This window comes from Candidatus Woesebacteria bacterium (assembly GCA_016700095.1).
In the GTDB taxonomy this organism is placed as follows: Bacteria; Patescibacteriota; Microgenomatia; order UBA8517; family UBA8517.
This window is the reverse complement of record CP065002.1, coordinates 341,097-359,739: the sequence shown is the minus strand read 5'-3', so window position 1 is coordinate 359,739 and position 18,643 is coordinate 341,097. Positions and strand designations below refer to the sequence as shown.

Annotated in this window: 13 protein-coding genes; 3 read left to right on the top strand and 10 right to left on the bottom strand. The window is 39.6% G+C overall.

The window, feature by feature from the left end:
* The 3 genes from IPM62_01730 (at position 1) to IPM62_01720 (ending at position 8,625) form a co-directional block, all read left to right on the top strand.
* A complete protein-coding gene (locus IPM62_01730) occupies positions 1-5,769 on the top strand; it encodes a DUF2341 domain-containing protein (GenBank protein QQS39311.1) in 5,769 nt (1,922 codons plus the stop codon).
* Between the two features lie 28 nt (positions 5,770-5,797).
* A complete protein-coding gene (locus IPM62_01725; GenBank protein QQS39310.1) occupies positions 5,798-6,349 on the top strand; it encodes a four helix bundle protein in 552 nt (183 codons plus the stop codon).
* 188 nt (positions 6,350-6,537) lie between these two features.
* On the top strand, positions 6,538-8,625 hold the full coding sequence (locus tag IPM62_01720) for a tetratricopeptide repeat protein (protein ID QQS39309.1): 2,088 nt from the start codon (positions 6,538-6,540) through the stop codon (positions 8,623-8,625).
* 150 nt (positions 8,626-8,775) lie between these two features.
* Here the strand turns inward: IPM62_01720 and IPM62_01715 are convergent, their stop codons facing one another.
* The 10 genes from IPM62_01715 to IPM62_01670 form a co-directional block, all read right to left on the bottom strand.
* On the bottom strand, positions 8,776-9,132 hold the full coding sequence (locus IPM62_01715) for a hypothetical protein (protein ID QQS39308.1): 357 nt from the start codon (positions 9,130-9,132) through the stop codon (positions 8,776-8,778).
* 6 nt (positions 9,133-9,138) lie between these two features.
* Positions 9,139-10,260, bottom strand: a complete 1,122-nt coding sequence (locus IPM62_01710; GenBank protein QQS39307.1) for a cache domain-containing protein — start codon at positions 10,258-10,260, stop codon at positions 9,139-9,141.
* Between the two features lie 13 nt (positions 10,261-10,273).
* Positions 10,274-10,648 carry a response regulator gene (locus IPM62_01705; protein ID QQS39306.1) on the bottom strand — a complete coding sequence of 125 codons (375 nt, stop codon included), beginning with the start codon at positions 10,646-10,648 and terminating at the stop codon, positions 10,274-10,276.
* A gap of 294 nt (positions 10,649-10,942) precedes the next feature.
* A complete protein-coding gene (locus tag IPM62_01700) occupies positions 10,943-11,140 on the bottom strand; it encodes a hypothetical protein (GenBank protein ID QQS39305.1) in 198 nt (65 codons plus the stop codon).
* 372 nt (positions 11,141-11,512) lie between these two features.
* A complete protein-coding gene (locus tag IPM62_01695) occupies positions 11,513-11,758 on the bottom strand; it encodes a hypothetical protein (protein QQS39304.1) in 246 nt (81 codons plus the stop codon).
* A 422-nt stretch (positions 11,759-12,180) separates the two neighbouring features.
* A complete protein-coding gene (locus tag IPM62_01690; protein QQS39303.1) occupies positions 12,181-13,005 on the bottom strand; it encodes a class I SAM-dependent methyltransferase in 825 nt (274 codons plus the stop codon).
* A gap of 2 nt (positions 13,006-13,007) precedes the next feature.
* Positions 13,008-13,814 carry a class I SAM-dependent methyltransferase gene (locus IPM62_01685; GenBank protein ID QQS39302.1) on the bottom strand — a complete coding sequence of 269 codons (807 nt, stop codon included), beginning with the start codon at positions 13,812-13,814 and terminating at the stop codon, positions 13,008-13,010.
* The gene (locus tag IPM62_01680) at positions 13,811-14,440 is read right to left on the bottom strand and encodes a class I SAM-dependent methyltransferase (protein QQS39301.1); all 630 of its coding nucleotides are present in this window, start codon (positions 14,438-14,440) and stop codon (positions 13,811-13,813) included. Before IPM62_01680 ends, IPM62_01685 begins: the two co-directional genes overlap by 4 nt.
* 61 nt (positions 14,441-14,501) lie before the next feature.
* Entirely contained in the window at positions 14,502-15,617 is a 1,116-nt protein-coding gene (locus IPM62_01675; protein ID QQS39300.1) for a glycosyltransferase family 4 protein, read from the bottom strand.
* Between the two features lie 44 nt (positions 15,618-15,661).
* The gene (locus tag IPM62_01670; protein ID QQS39299.1) at positions 15,662-18,637 is read right to left on the bottom strand and encodes a hypothetical protein; all 2,976 of its coding nucleotides are present in this window, start codon (positions 18,635-18,637) and stop codon (positions 15,662-15,664) included.
* Between the last annotated feature and the right edge of the window lie 6 nt (positions 18,638-18,643).

Here is an 18,643-nt window from a genome sequence, read left to right as displayed (position 1 = left end):
ATGAGAAACAATACGTTAATCAAAAAAGTAGTTACAACAATAGGTCGTCTGATGTCTAACACTCGAAAGAATCGACGCAAAGCACTTGCTGTTTTTCTTAGTATAGTTTTAATTTTGTTTTCCATACGTATCTGGGAATTTATTAAACCCAAAGATACTCAGGCTGCTTGGTTTGATGAAAATTGGGCTTATCGGAAAACGATAACGATTGATAACGCGATGGTGAGTGGTTCATCGGATTTAACAAATTTTCCCGTTCTTATCAGTTTGACAACCGATGCAGATATAACGGCAGCCCAAACAGATGGTGATGATATATTTTTTACATCGTCAGATGGCACTAAATTAGATCATGAAATAGAATACTTTTCGAGTGGAACTTTGGTTAGCTGGGTAAAAATTCCAACTCTTGCTTATGCTGCCGATACCGAAATATATATCTATTACGGAAATCCCGGAGCCTCCAATCAAGAAAATCCTAAAGGTGTATGGTCGAATAGTTACCAAGGTGTTTGGCATATGTCAGAAGATCCTTCTATTACAACCGACGGCGACTGCGGAGGTGGCACTAAAGAACTATGCGATTCAACTGAAAACAGTAACGACGCCGATGCCAACGGCACCATGACAACTGCCGATTTAATCGCGGGGAAAGTGGGTAATGCAATGGATATGGATGGCAGTAATGATTATTTTACTATTGCCGACTCCCCTAGTTTTGATATTGGAACAGGAAATATGACACTATCGGGATGGATTTATTCCACAGACACAAATATCGGAGTAATGCAACATTCCAATACATCGGATGCATCTGACGGTTGGTGGATTGATGTATTAGACGATGGACGTATTAATTATTCTATGAACGACTCCGATCATCCGAGTAATTATTTTACCTTCGACGGCAATGCTTGGGTTTATTTTACAATCGTAAAAAACGGTACCGCAATAAGTATTTACGATAATGGAGCATTAGACCTGACAGACGACAACGGACAAAATGTTACTAATTCAGCGGGGAGCTTTTTACTTGGAAGAAGTGATAATCCATACGAAGATACATACTTTGCCGGTCGTTTAGATGAACTTCGGTTTTCCAACACCAATCGCTCAACCGATTGGATCACAACCGAATATCGTAATCAAAACGCACCAGCCACATATCTTTCTGCGGGAACTCAAGAGAAAGGAGCTACACCCGTAGCCTTTTTGAAATTCGACGAAGGTGTATCAAACACATGTTTTGACGGCACAAGCGACGCTTGTGATTCAACGGTCAATAGAAACAGCGCGGCTTTTGGTAGCACAACCGCCGCGCCGACTTGGCAAAATGAAGACATGTGTGTAAGTGGCAAATGCATCTGGTTTGATGGAACGGATGACGTTGCAACCATCACCACTTCCGAATCACTAAATCTCGGCAATCAATTGACAAACGGGTTCACAGTTCAAGGTTGGTACAAACCAAATTCACTAGGAGAAAGTAGTAACGGTCAATTATTTTACAAAGGTAGTGCAACATATTTAAGACTTGCTGCGGGCTCAAGTTCGGGAGTCACCGATATCCAAGCATCACTTTCCCTAAGCGGTAATAGCGCGACTTTGACAATCGATGACGCAATTGCATTAAATACTTGGCACCATATTTCTATGAGTTACACCGATGACGGCGATGATGAAATATCTATTTACATCGACGGTATTCTTCGAGGTACAAGCATTAATGGATCGGGATCACCAACCGAAGAAGGTGCATCTCCCGAAACATATCCAATAGTTCAAGCAACCAACATAAGTGCAACAACATCAACTTCAGCCACAACGCATACCGTATCACTTCCTTCTGGCATCTCTTCTGGCGATTTACTTGTTATTTTCTTTCGGACGGGGGCAACCTCAACCACTCACACACTAAGCGGCTGGAACACATTGTCTACCCGTGACTCAACAGGTAGAACGACAATCTTTTGGAAAACAGCAGCCGGCTCGGAAGGAGCTACCGTCGACATAACAACCGCAGCGGGTAGAGCTTCAGCCCATAATAGCTACCGGATTACAGGTCACGATACTTCTGATCCCATCGACGGTGTCTTTGCATCAACCAATACCCTGGATCCTGCCAGTCTCGATCCCGGTTGGGGTTCGTCAAAAATATTGTGGCTCGCAATGGCAAATACAAGACGAACAGATAATACTTTGACAGCACCAACTGATTATTTAAGTATTATAACTGCCGAATCGGCGGCAAGTAACACAAGCACCAATCATGTCCGTTTGTCGTCTGCGCAGAGGGAATACGAAGCATCAAGTGAAAATCCAGGTGCTTTTGGATCAACGGGGACACTGAGCGCTCAACACTCAGCACTGGTTGCCATCAACCCCACTCCGGCTGTCGAAGGCGGTAGTGATTTGTTGCTTGGTGGTACTACCACTGCCAATTACCATGGTTTTATTGATACTTTCAAAGCCTACAACTACGAGAGGACATCGGAGCAAGTTAAATCTGATGCAATCAAAAATACGGCTGCAAGTGGTTCTATTGCAATACTTGGTCAACAAAGCAAAGACTTTCTAATCCAGGGACTTGTCGGTTACTGGCCGATGGATGAGACGACGGGAAATCCTAGTGATAAAAGTGGCAATTCGACAACTCTAACTAATAACAACTCTACAGCTTTTACTGCGGCTAAATTTGGTAATTCGGGTGAACTTAATGGAACAAGTCAGTATTTTGAAGCTGCGGACAGCGCACATTTGTCGGTAACAGGTAGTCTCACTTTGAGCGCTTGGATTAATCCCGATGACACAACCGGATCACAAAACATTGTCGGAAAATGGGATGGTACAAACACCAGTTATTTATTAGCTCTCGAAGGAAACGAGGTGCGAATGTACATTGATTCTGCCAGCAATTATCAGGCAACTACAGCGCTGGATATAACGGCAAATATTTTCACACACGTCGTCGGTACTTACAACGCAGAGAGTCAAACTCTAAAAATATATGCAAACGGCGTTGAAATACCAAGTACACAGTCAGGTACAATACCATCATCAATTAACGATAATGCCGGTGAAACCGTAATTGGAGCAGATGATTCTGCGGCAAATTATTTCGACGGACATATTGACGATGTTAGAATATATAACCGCACACTTTCCCCTGCCGACATTCAAAATCTCTACAACTGGGCACCGGGTCCTGTTGCCTATTATCCTCTGGATGAAAACACGGGCACAACCTCAGTTGGTGATAAATCCGCAAATGGTTTTACCGGAACGCTGACAAGTATCACAGAAAACTCTTGGGTGCCGGGAAATTATGGCTCCGGTCTTTACCTAGACGGCAGCGCTGATTTTATCGATATCGGAACTGGCCCAACCAAAGTAAACACTGTCGCTTTTTGGGTAAAACCGGTAACCACTACCGAATATTTCGTCAATTTAACATCCACCACCGATTTAATATCCGCATCCGGTGGAACAATAAGTGCAACTGGACTTTCGGGTCCAACCATTTACATAAACGGTGTTCAAGGGACGACACTTACTGCAGGTGTCTGGCAACACGTTGCGGTAACAACGGCAACTGCCGAAAACGCCAGTAATTTTGAAATAGGCAGAACCGCTGATACAAATTACCTGGAAGGCACAATTGACGATATCAGAATTTATAATTACGCAAGAACTGCTTCACAAATAGTGGAAGATTTAAATGGTGGACATCCGATCGGCGGTTCCCCAATAGGAAGCCAAATTGCCCGTTACCGTTTCGACGAAATGTCCGGCGATTATTCCTACGATGCTGTTGGAAGTTACAATGGTAATCTGGCAGGTTCAGGTGTCGCCTGCCCTCAAGCTGGTGTGTCCGACTGCCCAACATGGAATACAGAAGGAAAAATAAATTCATCCATGGAATTTGATGGAAGTAACGACTGGATCGATTCAACTATCCCCAGTAACGTGACTTCAAATGTAAGTATCTCTTTGTGGTTTTATTCGCACGATGCCGGAAGTATGGGTAATTCGGCAAATCTGACACAGTACATGGTCACACAAAGAAGGTCGGCAAATAATCCACGGCTAACAGTAGGCTTAGACAACAACAGACTTGGCATGCTTTGGCACGATGGCGCAAACAATGCAGTCGAAGGAACAACCGTTCTTTCACCCAATACTTGGTATCATGCGTTTTTAACTTATAACGGTACCACGATAAATCTATACCTAAATGGCCGTCTCGAAGCAACCGCCGCAGAAAGTAGCATGACTTCAGCAACAGCAGATACTTTTGTAATTGGCGATGCAAACGATATTTCATCAGGACCGTTTGACGGACTTCTCGATGATGTGCAGATATTTTCTTCCGTACTCACCCAAGACCAGATGAACTTAATTGTTAATGCAAATGCAGCGGTCAATTTCGGTACCGGATATGACGAACAAGACCAATTGGAAGACGGTGCGGATGCCACTCCTGTCGTATACTACACATTTGATGAAAACACCGGCACTACCACAACTTACAACAAGGGATCAAATCAATATCATGGAACACTCACTAATTTTACGGAAGGAAGTTGGGTGCCCGGCAAATATGGAAGCGCTCTTGATTTCGAAAGAGACAGTTCTCAATATATATCTTTAACTACAGATCCGACCAACGTCGCCGCATTTACAGCTCAAGCGTGGATAAATATCGACGCAATAAACGGAAGTGATGAAATGACAATTGTCGGATATGTCAACGGTGTAGGAGACGAATGGACATTCTCAGTAGCAACCGATGGAACACTAGAATTCGAAGACTTTGTCAGCAGTAAATCCTCCACAACAGTATTAGCACCGGGTAGATGGTATCATGTTGCTGCAACTTACAACTACACTACACTAAACATCTACATTGACGGTCGACTTGATTCGACTCACGCAATAACCAACACCTTTGGTAGCAATGGCGGTGACTTTGAAGTTGGATTTAGAAGTCGTTTTGGATTGTCGCAATACTTCGACGGGCTTATCGATGAAGTAAAGTTTTATAATTACATTCGTACTCCAGCCCAAATAGCCTACGACTACAACCGAGGCAAGCCAGTCGGTTGGTGGAGACTGGACGAATGCCAAGGATCAACCGCCAACGATGCAAGTGGAAATGGCAACAATGGAACCATAACCGAAGGAGGAAGCGGAACAAACAGTGGCGGAGTTGGAACATGTAGCAGCGGAAATGGTGATGAGATGTGGGATAACGGTACGACCGGAAAATATCATGCGAGTTTGGATTTTGACGATACGGATGACTTGGTGTCGATAACCGACGACGAAGTATTGGATCTTCCCAATAACATTAGTATTTCAGCGTGGGTAAAAACCGGCGGCAACGAAGCGGACAATGTAGTTGTATCCAAAGGCACTCAATATGAACTTGGCATAAATGCAGACGGCGACGTTTACTGGTATAACGGAAGTACAACCGAAGACGATGCTTCCGCCAAGGTACTAACAGGTTCATGGCACCATATTGCAGTGACAAATAACGATACGACAACTAAATATTACGTAGATGGGATATTAACAGGTACCGATACCGCAGGAATAGGTGCAAATAATGCAACAAATTTTCTCATCGGCTACGACGGGACAAATTATTTCGATGGGCAAATAGATGATGTGCGTATTTATAACTACGTCCTGTCAGAAGATCAAATAAGACAAATAATGAACTTTGGAAGTGCATACTTTGGTCCGGCTGAAGGAGCGCCGTAAGTGTTTTAATTTTTAATTTTAAATAAATATGAATAACACAAACCTAATTCCTCCTCACGGAGGCTATAAAAATCTCAAAAGTTACCAAAACTCAGAAATTATCGCCGATGCAACTTACTACTTTTATAATAAGTGGATTAAAGACTACAAACTTGCAAGTCAATTAAATGGAGCTGCCCGTTCATGTAAACAATGTATCGCTGAAGACAGCATTAATTCTACAAGCAAAAAACTGGAACTTAAACTAATTCAAAATGCCAGAGGTAGTCTTGAGGAATTGCTGTTGGATTATCAAGACTATCTGCGCCAAAATAAACACGAATTGTGGAACAAAAATACTTCTAAAGCTCAATTCATCCGCAAACTGGCCTATAAGTCCGATAAGACCTATGAGACATATGCAAGTTTTTTTGATAACGCAGAGAATACAGCTAATACTATCATCTGCCTCATCCACCAAACCAATTATCTTCTCGATCAACTAGTTAACAAACTTGAGAACGATTTTCTTGAAAAAGGTGGATTTACAGAAAGGATGTACCAAAGCCGGAAACTATCAAATAGAGTTAATCAAGTTTGATCATCAAACACTTAATAAAAATTGAAAATTAGAAGTGTCTATACTATCTATAGTAAGATATCTTTCTATATCATAATATACATTAATACATATTAGTATATGTTGAGTTTGATTGAGATTTACTTTGTTCTAAAACACCCTTGACTTTTTGGGGTAAAAAGGATTACATAGTATCTAGATCGCTAACAATGAAAAATATTCTAGAAAAATCATATTTATATACAGCTGTCGGATTAGTGTTTTTATTGCCTATAGCATTTTCGCCGCTTTCCCCTAACCCGTGGATTCCGACAAAACTATTAATTTTGGTTATAGGTGTCGGATTAATGATCATTCTAAAAGCTTTAGTAACCATAACAGACGGAAAACTCACCTGGTCTATCGGAAAATTTGATTTTCCCGTCCTTCTTTTTGGCTTTGTATATCTTATTGGAGCTTATTTCAAAAGTCCCAGTAAAATGGAAGCTTTTCTAATTCCGGGTACGGCAACGGCGGCAATTGGCGGGTCACTTCTTTATTTCTTGATTAACCAGTTGGATAAAAAAGGGAAGAAAATAACAACCTTATCACTTTTCGTATCTGGAATCGTATTTTCTTTGATACTTCTAATTGCACTTACAGGAGTTTTCGCAAGCGCAAAGGGATTACCTACTTATTTGCAAAGTAAATACTTTACCCCTGCTGGTGGGTATCTACCGAGTGCGATCTTTTTATTCTCTGTTTTGCCTATTGGTGTAATGCTTTTCATTACCGAAAAAAATATAGCAAAGAAAATATTACTTGGGACAAGCAGTGTTGTAGTCGCATTTGCGTTTATGGCATCAATTTATAGATTAATGCCCGGACAACAAACTCAACTTAGATTACCGAGTACAAAAACCAGTTGGACAATTGCCGTTGATTCACTTAAGGAATCACCTCTCATGGGCGTTGGACCAGGAAATTATCTGACTGCTTTCAACCGATATCGACCAATATCCTTTAACAACACTGATAATTGGACTATTAAGTTCAATACTGCATCGTCTTATTTCTTGACAACTATAGCGGAAACAGGCATGTTGGGTGTTGCGGCAACGATTCTTTTACTTTTCGTCGCTATTAAATTTGTCCGCGAGAGCATTAGTAAAAAGCATGAACACTTAGCCGACAAGGAAATGTTTGGACGCTTAATTTCGGCGCTGATACTTCTCATCTTAATGCTCGTTCTGCCATCGACCGAACTGTTAGCCGTGCTTTTATTTTTCTATCTTGCTTTGGTTACGACAACAAGTAGTACCGGTTTCTCACTCACAACGCACAGTGAAGTACATTTGATGGGTGCTGCCGGTAAAAGTATTAGTTCCCGAGCTCCGGCTATAGTACTTTCACTTCCTGTTTTTATCGGTGTCGGGTTGATATTTTTCCGTTCGTTTGGTTTGATATCCGCCGAGTATTCATTTAAAAAATCTCTTGATTTCATCGCCAACAATCAAGGAGTTGAGGCATATTCTCAGTTGCAAAAAACGATTGGCCAAAATCCTTACGATGATAGATATCACGCCAGATACTCGCAAGTAAATTTGGCAATTGCCAATTCCATGGCGGCTACGGCATCACAAAACAACGGTCAACTATCCGAAGAAGATCGACAAAGAATTACACAACTTATTCAGCAGGCAATCCGTGAAGCAAGAAATACCGTAATTATTAATCCTACAAGAGCAGGCAATTGGGAACTTTTAGCTCGGACTTATCAAACCATTATCCCGCTTGCCAAAGGTGCCGATACCTTTGCATCTCAGTCTTTTGCCCAGGCAATTGCTCTTGATCCGTATAATCCCAACCTGCGACTGGCTAGAGGAGGTATCCATTACGCCGCGGGTGATTATGCAAATGCACAGCAACTTTTTGAATTAGCAGTTCGCACGAAACCAGATTTTGCCAATGCCCGATACAACCTTGCGTTTGCATATAAACAACAAAACAAGTTAACAGAGGCAAGAACTCAACTTACACAAGTCATGTCTTTGGTTGACAAAAATTCAAATGACTACGAAGTGGCGAGAAAAGCTCTTGAAGAAATTGAAGCACAGATTGCATCAAAACCCGTAGCTGAAACACCGCCAGAAGAGTCTCAAAACCTTGTACCTCCTGCGGAAAGTCAAGAACAAATACTTGTTCCACCGGTTGATCTTAACGAAACCGATGCGCCACCTGAACCCGTAGTCGAGGAAAATCAAGGCGATGCCAGTCCAAGCATTACGCCCGTCCTCTCACCCACCATTAATCCCTAATGGGTTATAAAATTTACTCGGGTTAACTTGCAATCTATAGCTCACCAGCTCACCCACAAGGCATGTTGCCATTAACTACTGATAAGCCATACACCCGGGCATTGTATTGTAAGGGTATTATAATTACATTAATCTAGGCTTGAAGCGGGTTTATTTCACTTTCTTGGAATTTTTTTCCTCCCACACACAGTACGGACAAAGCACGCCATCATGCAAGGTTCTGTTTATCGATGGCCTAGTTAATCTTCCACACCTGTCACATCGCACTTTCTCTTCGTTTGGCAAAACTACTTTTTTGGTAACGAAATTGTCATATTCATAAATAAGTAAAACCGCACCAATTATGGTAGTCGGCAAGCCGATTATCGTACTCCATCCGGGTAAATTCAGGGAAAGTAGTGTTATGCCACCTATCAGAATAATTATTGGTATAAGACCTCGGTAGATTGAAGAAATTATATTTTGTGGAGAATTTTCCTGTGATTCGAAAGAAGTAATTATTGGCATATTAGTTTATTTTTCTTTGGGTTTATGAACCATTTGGTCTCGTCCGTAAATATACCCTTCTATGTAGGAATCGCGTTGCGCAACGCGAACTACAAGGACGACAAAAAATGAAAAGGCAAGGACGACTGCAACAACTACAATAACCATCCAGAAATTCATCGCTTTATACGTCGAATCAAACTGAAAAGCCTCATCTGCCGGATTAGACACGATTAGATAAAGGTAATTGTCGTGTTGATAGTTAATCGGGCTGTATGCAATTAGCGACCTTTCAATCACTACGCCTTCACTTTCCTCCAGAGGACGTACGATGTCTAATTTACCTTCGGTGAGTTGGTTCAAACCGCTCGTCAATTTTGATATAAATACGCTTTTCCCTGGAAAGTTAAAATTATCCAAGACAGCATAGATATTCTTGTCGATCAAATCGATATTTTGCGAGTACCAAAAATCGCCATTGGGGGCAAGCAAAGAAATCCGAGTTGCATCCGATATTCGAAGTGGATCAAGATATGCGTTAACAACGTCGTTAAGTAAAAACACCGATGTAAGAATGCCTGTGAAGTCACCATTTTCATCATATACCTGGATGCTAAACGTCAAAATAGTATCTCCGGCAACATTTCCTATTTCTGAAATAAATGGTTTACTCACAAACACCTCACCTTTTGGTTCTCTAATTGCTTGCTTGAAATAATCTCTTTCCGATATGGATTGTCCGACCAGCTTTGATCCGACGTTGCTTGAATTAACGACGATCGTTCCGTCCTCATCGGTCAAAAACACCCCGACGATAGAAAAATGCTTCCAGTTCGCAAGATATCTGTCCAAAGCACTTTGTCTTTCCGTTGGAGTAAGTAGCTCTTCTCTTTCGGACAAAAGTGTAATCGAGTCGATCGTTGCTCTAAACAAATGCTCAATCGACTCCGCTCCCGACCGCGCAATTACTTGTTGGCGGTGAAGCATTTGGTTCGTTAAAGCTTTATCGGCACTATAATGCGACCACACATAAAGACCCGAGGCGACAACTAAAAATATTCCGGAGGTAATCGCCAAGGCAAGATTTAATCTTTTGGCGCTAAATTCCGATATGGATACGAGTAATTTTTTTAACTTCTTGACCTTCATTTTACAAGTCCTTCTAATCGCATTTTATTAGGCATTTTTCAATTTTTTCAACGATTTCATCCAAACTATAATCGGTTTTGATCAAGTAAGCTTTCGCGCCCAGTTTCTTTGCAAGTGCCATATCGCGGTCATCACTTAAATTCGTCGAAATAACAACAGGTGTCTTGTAAGCTTTTTCCCGCATGATTTCCATAACCTCGAAACCGTTTTTGCCGGGCATCAGAATATCAAGAAGTAACAAATCATATTCCCGCTCTTCAAGAGCTTTCAATACATCATCCCCTGTGGTAACCAGCCTTACCTTAAAACCCGCCTGGTTGAGTTTGAGTTTTAAAGCATATGCCAGCGCGTCTTCATCTTCCGCCACCAAAATACACTTCTCACTCATACACTAACTGTCTCACTACAAGCCCACGCGGTCAATATGTAAGATAGGACTAAATTAAAGAACACGAGTTTCAATAACCATAATTGCACAATTATCATTTCCGTGCTTGCCTCACTAGCCGGGTTACATCTTTCCAGTCTGCAAAGCTGTTACTTCAGACTGACTCCACCAGATTTATTAATCCTGTCAGGAATGACAAAACTAAAACTTGGGAAAGAAATATAATTCTATATCGGAGTATTTAAGATGTGTTTGAAAAAAGGCGTTAGAGTTTTAATAATGAAAAAGCATCGTTTAACTGCGAGTCCATTTTTCAACGCTGCGCAACTCTTCTTGCATCATTTTTCCTGCATTTATCCTGTTTTTGTGGATCCCATATTCACCATCTACTGCCCTAATCCAAGTATCTTCAGTCTCGCGCGCCCTTCGGATTTCTGCAAATCTATCCTGAACAAAACGTGTACCAATAACAAACTTAGTAATTTCACTCATAGCTTTTTATACTAAACAAAAAAATAAAAACATCTGATTGTTAGCACCCTCAACCTAGAGATTTTAGATTATAATCTCGAAGTCGCTTTTTGACAACAAACAAAACATAGATAACCACATCATCTAATTTTGGAAATTGGGATTCAATTTATGTGCTCTAGTTTCCGATAATCTCTGATCTCCAACACTAGATGTTTAGTATTAAACATCTAGTGCCAAGTAAAACCATGAACGAGTACTTAAGTATCTTTTGAGCACTAAAATACTCTTCTCACTCATATAATAACTGTCTCACTACAAGCCCACGCGGTCAATATGGAAGATAGGACATAATCATTAAATATTTGCTTAATGTTATATTTCTTATTGTTTTTATCCTGCTTTCCTTTCCTCTTCAAGCCTTTTTGTTTCCTCACTATAGGCATCCCATGGGTCGACTAATTTTGGTAATTCTGTTCCATCAGAACTCCATCTTCTTGTATTACTTGGTCCGATTATTGGAGGATTATTATCCGCATAAGGACCTGGATCTATCACTTGTACACCAGTATTTTGTATTATCAAATAACCCACGGTAGCAGCCAATTTCGATGTCTGTCTTTTGTCTTCTTTACTCATAAATAATCACCTCCTTTTTATTCTTAAAATTGCACTTTAATCTAAACTGGATTTGTATTATAACAAATCACCTCTTACTTACCAACAAATGAAATATGTAAGGCATCAGATGGCAGATGGAGCTTTAAGTTTAAATTTTATTTATTATTATTCTTCATTTCTTGCTCGTCCAAGAAAAAAGTAGGATTCCCGTGGATGCTCTCTAAATTTTTAATACCAATACTCATATTATGTAAAAGAATAGCTTTTACACTTGAAGGTATTTGTATTGATATTTCAAAAGCGTCTCGCATAATGGGAAATGTATTTTCTAATGGGTTTTAATTAGTAAAAGGAAAATTAACGAGTTTATTTATCGACGAAACCCTCAATTCATTATTCGTAATACATGATACATAATTCACAATTCTGGTTCCTAATCCCTATTGTCTAGTGCCCAATCCCTTCTTTCTTGCCACAACAAAGAGATTACTCCCCTCCGTTTCCTCCTGTTCCACAAGGTAAGCAAAACGCTTAACAAGCATTTCCCTAAACCACTTGGGGCGCCATGACATACGTTTACCGGTAATTATTTTAATTATTTGAAATGGCCATGAAGTCATGATAAAAAAATCAAACATCTTTGTCGCCTCGGGAGATATTATTTCTCTTATTTCAACAATTTCAAATCCGTTTCTTTCCAATACTTTCTGCCATTTATCCTTCGTCCACAAGGTTTCGTGCTTAAAAACCTTGTGATAAATTTTAATATATTTCTTTGCCAGTTTTGGATAACCCCAAGTTGTAAATTTTTCAGGCCAAAATAAGTAGTTATTAATTTTATTGGTGTTGGTCGTAAACACAAACAAGTTTCCCTTTTTAAGTACTCTATAAATTTCTTTTATTACCGGTTCGACGTTTTTGATATGCTCCAAAACAGAAACCGACAAAACCGTCCCAAAGTGATTATCGGCAAAAGGCATTTCTCTTGCATCTACCCAAGTTAGCTTCTTATACTTATGTGATTTTTGAGCTGTCACGAGCTCCTTCCATGAAATATCCAGACCCATTTCGACTTTTCTGTCAAAAAATACTCCCGCAAACTCACCAAAGCCACATCCGACATCGAGAATTGGCTTTTCTATTTTTACACTTGATATATTTTTGGCCTCAATTGACCTAAATATCGCAAGTGCCAATGGAGCAACCTTCAGGTATCTTCGCATGTATTCTTTGGGGTTTTGTCTTTCTATAAGTGAACTTTTCATAATTATTGCTTTACTGCCGTTATGTGAATTGCAAATCCCGGAACGCGTGACAAAAGTATACTTTCAAAATTTGAAAGTATATTTAAACATGCTTTAGTTGCCCAAAACAATTTCCTAGTTAACCTACTTTCTGATTTTCCAAAATGCGTTTCTCCCATAAAGTGAGTGTTTTTATTTATTAAATACAGAAACGGATAGTAAAAGGCGTCAATTATTTGATAACTAAAGTGACAACTCCATTTCGTTTCAATTATTTCAAAACCGTTATTTTCAAGCAGTTGAATTAATGATTCTTTAGTAAATTTTTGTACATGTCCAAGGTAATTAATTCTATTATTGTCAAAGAAGGGAAACTTTCTTAACCATCCGATAATTGTCAAAATACTTCCCTCCGTTGGCGTCACCGAATAAAATATTCCGCTTGTCGTTAGTACTCTTTTTACTTCACAAATTACATCCTTAGGGTTTTTTGTGTGTTCTAAAATATGGTTTGCCGTTACATATTTAAAGCTATTTTTAGCAAAAGGCATTTTTTCAATGTTTCCTATAACGAAATGGTTATTAGGAAAATTATTCTTTGCGTATTTAATGCAATTCGTACTTATGTCAATTCCTGTTGTATCTACTTTGGGAAAATATTTTTTAATACTTGCGGTGTAGGCTCCTGCGGCACACCCGATATCAAGAAGTTTAGATTTTTTGTTTGTTAAATTAGGAAATAGATATTTTAGCGACAAATAGCTACCGCTTGTTAGGTTAATCTTCCTTTCGTTTGTTCCCCATAATTTATGTTCATAAATATTCATCATAACTTTTTTATTACCACTAAGTAATTTAATCCCCAAGCGATTTCTTGCATCATTATTTTTTTGTATTTTAAGCCTGAAAAAAGGTTATACACTTTTTCCTCGGTAAAAGTTAAACACTGCGGTTCGGTTTTTGCTATCGGGCTTGCCAGACCTCGTAATTTCCACAGAAAGTGGCACTTGGGCACAGTAACGACAAATAGGCCATCTTTTTTCAAAACCCGCCATAATTCCCGTATATAACCGGATGCATCGGGAACATGTTCGAAAAACTCAGCCGTAATTACTGCCGTAAAGTAATTTCTCGTAAACTTCATTTTCTCCATGTCCCCTACAACAACCTTTGATTTTGGCGCTCTTTTTTGTGCAATTCCCGCTTGATGTTTATCAATATCAATCCCGATACTCCCCATCGGCAAATGCATGAGAACATAACCATCACCGCACGGAGCATCAAGAATGGGAGTTCCAAGATCAAGTGTATATAGTATTCGTACCGTATCAATTAATCTTTTTTTCTGGTAAATACTCGATGGGAGCGCTCGTAGTTTCCATACAATCTCGGTTTTTTTGTCCCATTTATCATGACACCCTGCGTAATATTTTTTTACCGCGTTGTTGCTTTTCATTATTTAACTTATACCCAACCTTTATCATTTGCCAAAGTGTAAATGCAATTCACCACGACCCTCAAGACGTGTGTTTACTAATTACTTGCAAAAATATCTTCTCCTGGATCGCCGCCTGCTTTTTTATATTAAACATTTTAACTGCTCTATCTCTATTTAGCAGAGCCAATTTTCGCCTAAGTTTTTCGTCGTCAAGAATTTTTTTCATACCGTTATATGTATCAAGGATATTTTTTTGTTTAACAATAATATTTCCCATATTTCCCAACTGCTCAGGAATACCGCCAACCCCAGTTGAAACAACAGGAAGCCCCGTCGCCATCGCCTCAATTACGGCATACGGAAACCAGTCGTTTCCTCCCGCAAACAATCCGGCATATCTCCAATCTTGGCTTAAATGGCAGTAGATATCGGCATCCTGATAGACTTTATTCATTTTGTGATATTCGATTTCCGATTTAACAATTAAAGGAAGTGTTTTTTTCTTGTCATTAATTAATTGTGTTAGCGGTCCCCCGTTTGCCTTTCCAGCCAAAAATAATTCGATATCATTTCTTTCTCTCGCCAACATCTCAAAAGCTTCGATCAATTCAACCAACCCCTTTTCTTTGATTAATTGCCCAACGTACAAAAACCTAATTCTACCCTTAGGGCGTTTTACAGGTTTAAAATGATGAGTATCTATTCCCTTGTAAACTACGGTAATCTTTTGCGCACCAACTCCGATACTTTCCAAGTACTTTTTGGCTTTAATGCTTCGGGCGACAAAATGATTGCTATTAGCCAGAACACTTCTTACATTCCACGAATACGGTGGTAAGTATGTCGATAAATGCTTGGGTACAGTTTCCCAAACAATTGGAACAAGTTTTTTTCCATACTTCCTGCAGTAATTTGCACTCTGACCGCAATAAAAATAAAAAGTGTCGGAAATATTTACAATATCGGCAGTTTTAATATATTTATCCAGCTGATCAGATATTTGCCACGACCTGTGAACGTGAGATTTTCCCAAAATACTCGTAACCGGATCCCATCCCCACCGTGGTTTAAGTTTCAAATCAACAAAACTAATATTGCTTGGAATTTTACTTTTTACTATCCAACCGGTTGAGCTGTCCCCTGCAAAAATGATGTTGAAATTAGAAAACTTTGAATAATAAAAAATTTCCGACATCCGAGGACACACACCCCTAAGAACGACCAGAGTTGGTTTTTTCATCAATATTCGTCCTCCTCGCTATTATTGCCGATATGTTTTCGAATACTCGTGGCATGTTTTTTTACTTTCTCTCCACCGGGCAGCTTAAATTTATCGCCAATAAATAAATATAGACATAATATTATTAGCGATGATAAGGTTACGCTTTTTGCAAAGATTCCGTCTTTGAAATTAAGTTTTACCATCAGATCAATTTTTTGATTTAATGACGACTGTGGAACATAAACGACAACAAAACCCGGACCTCCAGTAAAGTAATCCACCTTTTCATCGTTATTTTCAATTTTCCAGTACGGACTGACACTCTCTCGAAAAATTAACCACGCCGGCTTATCCGTTTTCGGCAAATCAAATTCTATCGTGTCGGGATTATTCCTTGTATACCCAACATTCTCGTAAGTAATGTTTTCTTTGCCCGCATATATTTCCGCCAAAATACTTTTCAGCATATCGGCTTCATCTTCGTTCATTTTTTGCGTTATGTGAGAAAATATATTCATACCAGACCAGACAACGGTTCCTTTACCAACCTTTCTTTTGGCCATAAGTACTTTGTCGTCTGTCCAAATCAAAGCCTCGGAATCCTGAGCCAAATCTATTTTATCCGCTAAGGATATCCCCCAAGGATTTTTATCCCAAACCAGAGGATCAAAATCGGTCGAATTATAAGTTATGTTGCGTGCAACATGTATAGTGTTCCAATCAGTTCCCACCTCACCTAACGCCGTGTCGGTCACAGGTAGCAAATTGGGTTGGAACTTACTAATGTCGGATACCGATTCCCAATCCCGAGCCACATATTGCCAGCCTGTATCGATGAATAAAAATCCACCGCTTTCTACGTAGTCATTTAGAAGTGACCATGCTCGTGATTTATTTTTATATGAATATCCGTGCGCGATTATACCTGAAAATTTTGCCAGATCCTCCAAGGTGTAATCATCAATCCTATTACTATCACCTTTAATTATTATAGCATTCTCGTAACTCAGAGCACCCAAATTTGCAGATCTAAAAACTTGATCATAACCACCCTTTTTCTCATTAGTAATAACCAATACACTTGGACGTGAAGTTAAAGTGTAAAGTCCTTCTGCTGCGGGATTTTCCCAAATTTCACCGTTTCTGTCACTAAAAATACTAACACGCTTCCAGCCCAAAGGTTCGTACTTTTCTTGAATCGGATCAAACCCGTCGACGACGACAACATACTTGAACCCATACCAGTGGGACAAGTCCTCCAGTAAATTCTTAGCTTTATATAAAGGTTCTTGACCAAAAAAGACTCCTGCTTGATAACCCCACATGCCATGAATTAGTGACGCATAATAATGGTAAAGGTTCGCCCACCTAGTGTCACTTGTTAAGCCTGCTCCTTGAACTATGGCTCCACCCGCCGCAAAGGGAGAAACATCTAAAACAGTGCGGTCGTCAATTTCCAGTATTTTATCAATTTCGTCGTTCAAATTCGCTTTCTTTTCTAAACCTGCCGGATTTATTTCTGATTTACTTATACTTGACAGATAATTAACCGGGTTATCCAACAAATTATCAAAATCATTAGTCAAAGCCGGTCCGTATGGTTGAAATTGATATTTGCCGGGTGGTGGTGTATGCCCTAAATGCAATATTGACAAAGTAACAACGAGTATCGTCAAAAAGTACTGAGATACTTTTCCAAAAACTGCAATAAATTTCGCTAATATTTTCGTTCCCGCATTTTGGGGCAACATTCGATTGAACCTATCTATTGGTAGTGCAATTAGAATTTCAAACACCGACCAAACTCCCCAGGCGGCTACGATGGGTAAAAGTATAAAAACGGGAATCAAACCCCTGAAATAAACACCGGTAAAAAAGTACTTAAACAAACCGACAAGCCCGGGTAAGTAAAGCGGGATAGTTGTAAGACTAACAAAAAATATTGCAATAAGACTTAATACAATAAGTGTTTTCTTTTTTAGCAGTACCGCAGAAATACTGCCTACGACAAAAAATATTAAGACTGGAGAAGCAAAAAAGAAAAAGTCATACCGCAAATCTCCCTGCCCCATTGCACCCATACCAAGTAAGGTTGAAATTTTAAGTGATACTTCTTGCAACTGGGATACGCCCATCGTATTTAAACCTTCTTTGTTCGCAAGGGCGGTATATGAACTAAAGGGAATAAACCAGAAAGCTGAAACACCAACCCCCAAAACAACAACGGGCAGTGAACGACTTAGTCCACCAACAGCGTTCACAATTGCTTCTCGGAGTCGTACTTGTTGGCTACGTAACATATATCTTACCGTTCCCCAAACAAGAATCGTCAAAGATACAAGTGTTCCCGTAACGACATGGGTCAGAAAAGTTACCGCCAATAAAAGACAGGTTATTGCAAAAAACAGTCTTTTTTGATAGCTTGTTGACTTATACTGTAAGGTTTTATCCAGATATAGCCCAAAGAACGCCAGGGTAACGGGAACAAAAACCATCGAAAAACTCTGAGCAAAAATTCCATGCAGTGTTTGGAATAACCACACAGCCTGAGAAATTAAATAAAATATTGCAGCAGCAAAGGATATCACCGAATTTTTAAATCTAGTCCAAGTAAAAAAATATACACCAATCGCGGTAAGTGGAAATGCAAGAAAACTTAGCAATCTAAAGACTTGCACAGCCGATAGATCACTAAATCTATCGATAATAATTATCGAAAATGTTGTCAACATCGGATAGCTGTAGAAAAGACTCACGCCCATTCCTTGAAGCGGATACCAAATTGGAATTTCGGGATAAAAGCGGTTAAACCAATAAACCAAAGACAACGCAAAACCACTATCGTTACCAATTAATTGATTAACGTTTTCGCCCGCTTTGCCGGTCAGAATTGGCCTCGCAAAAGCATCGGCGACGATAAAGATTGCACAAACGGCAATACAAAATACACCAACCGACGAAATATTTAGTATTATTTTTTTAAGTATTCGCATATTATT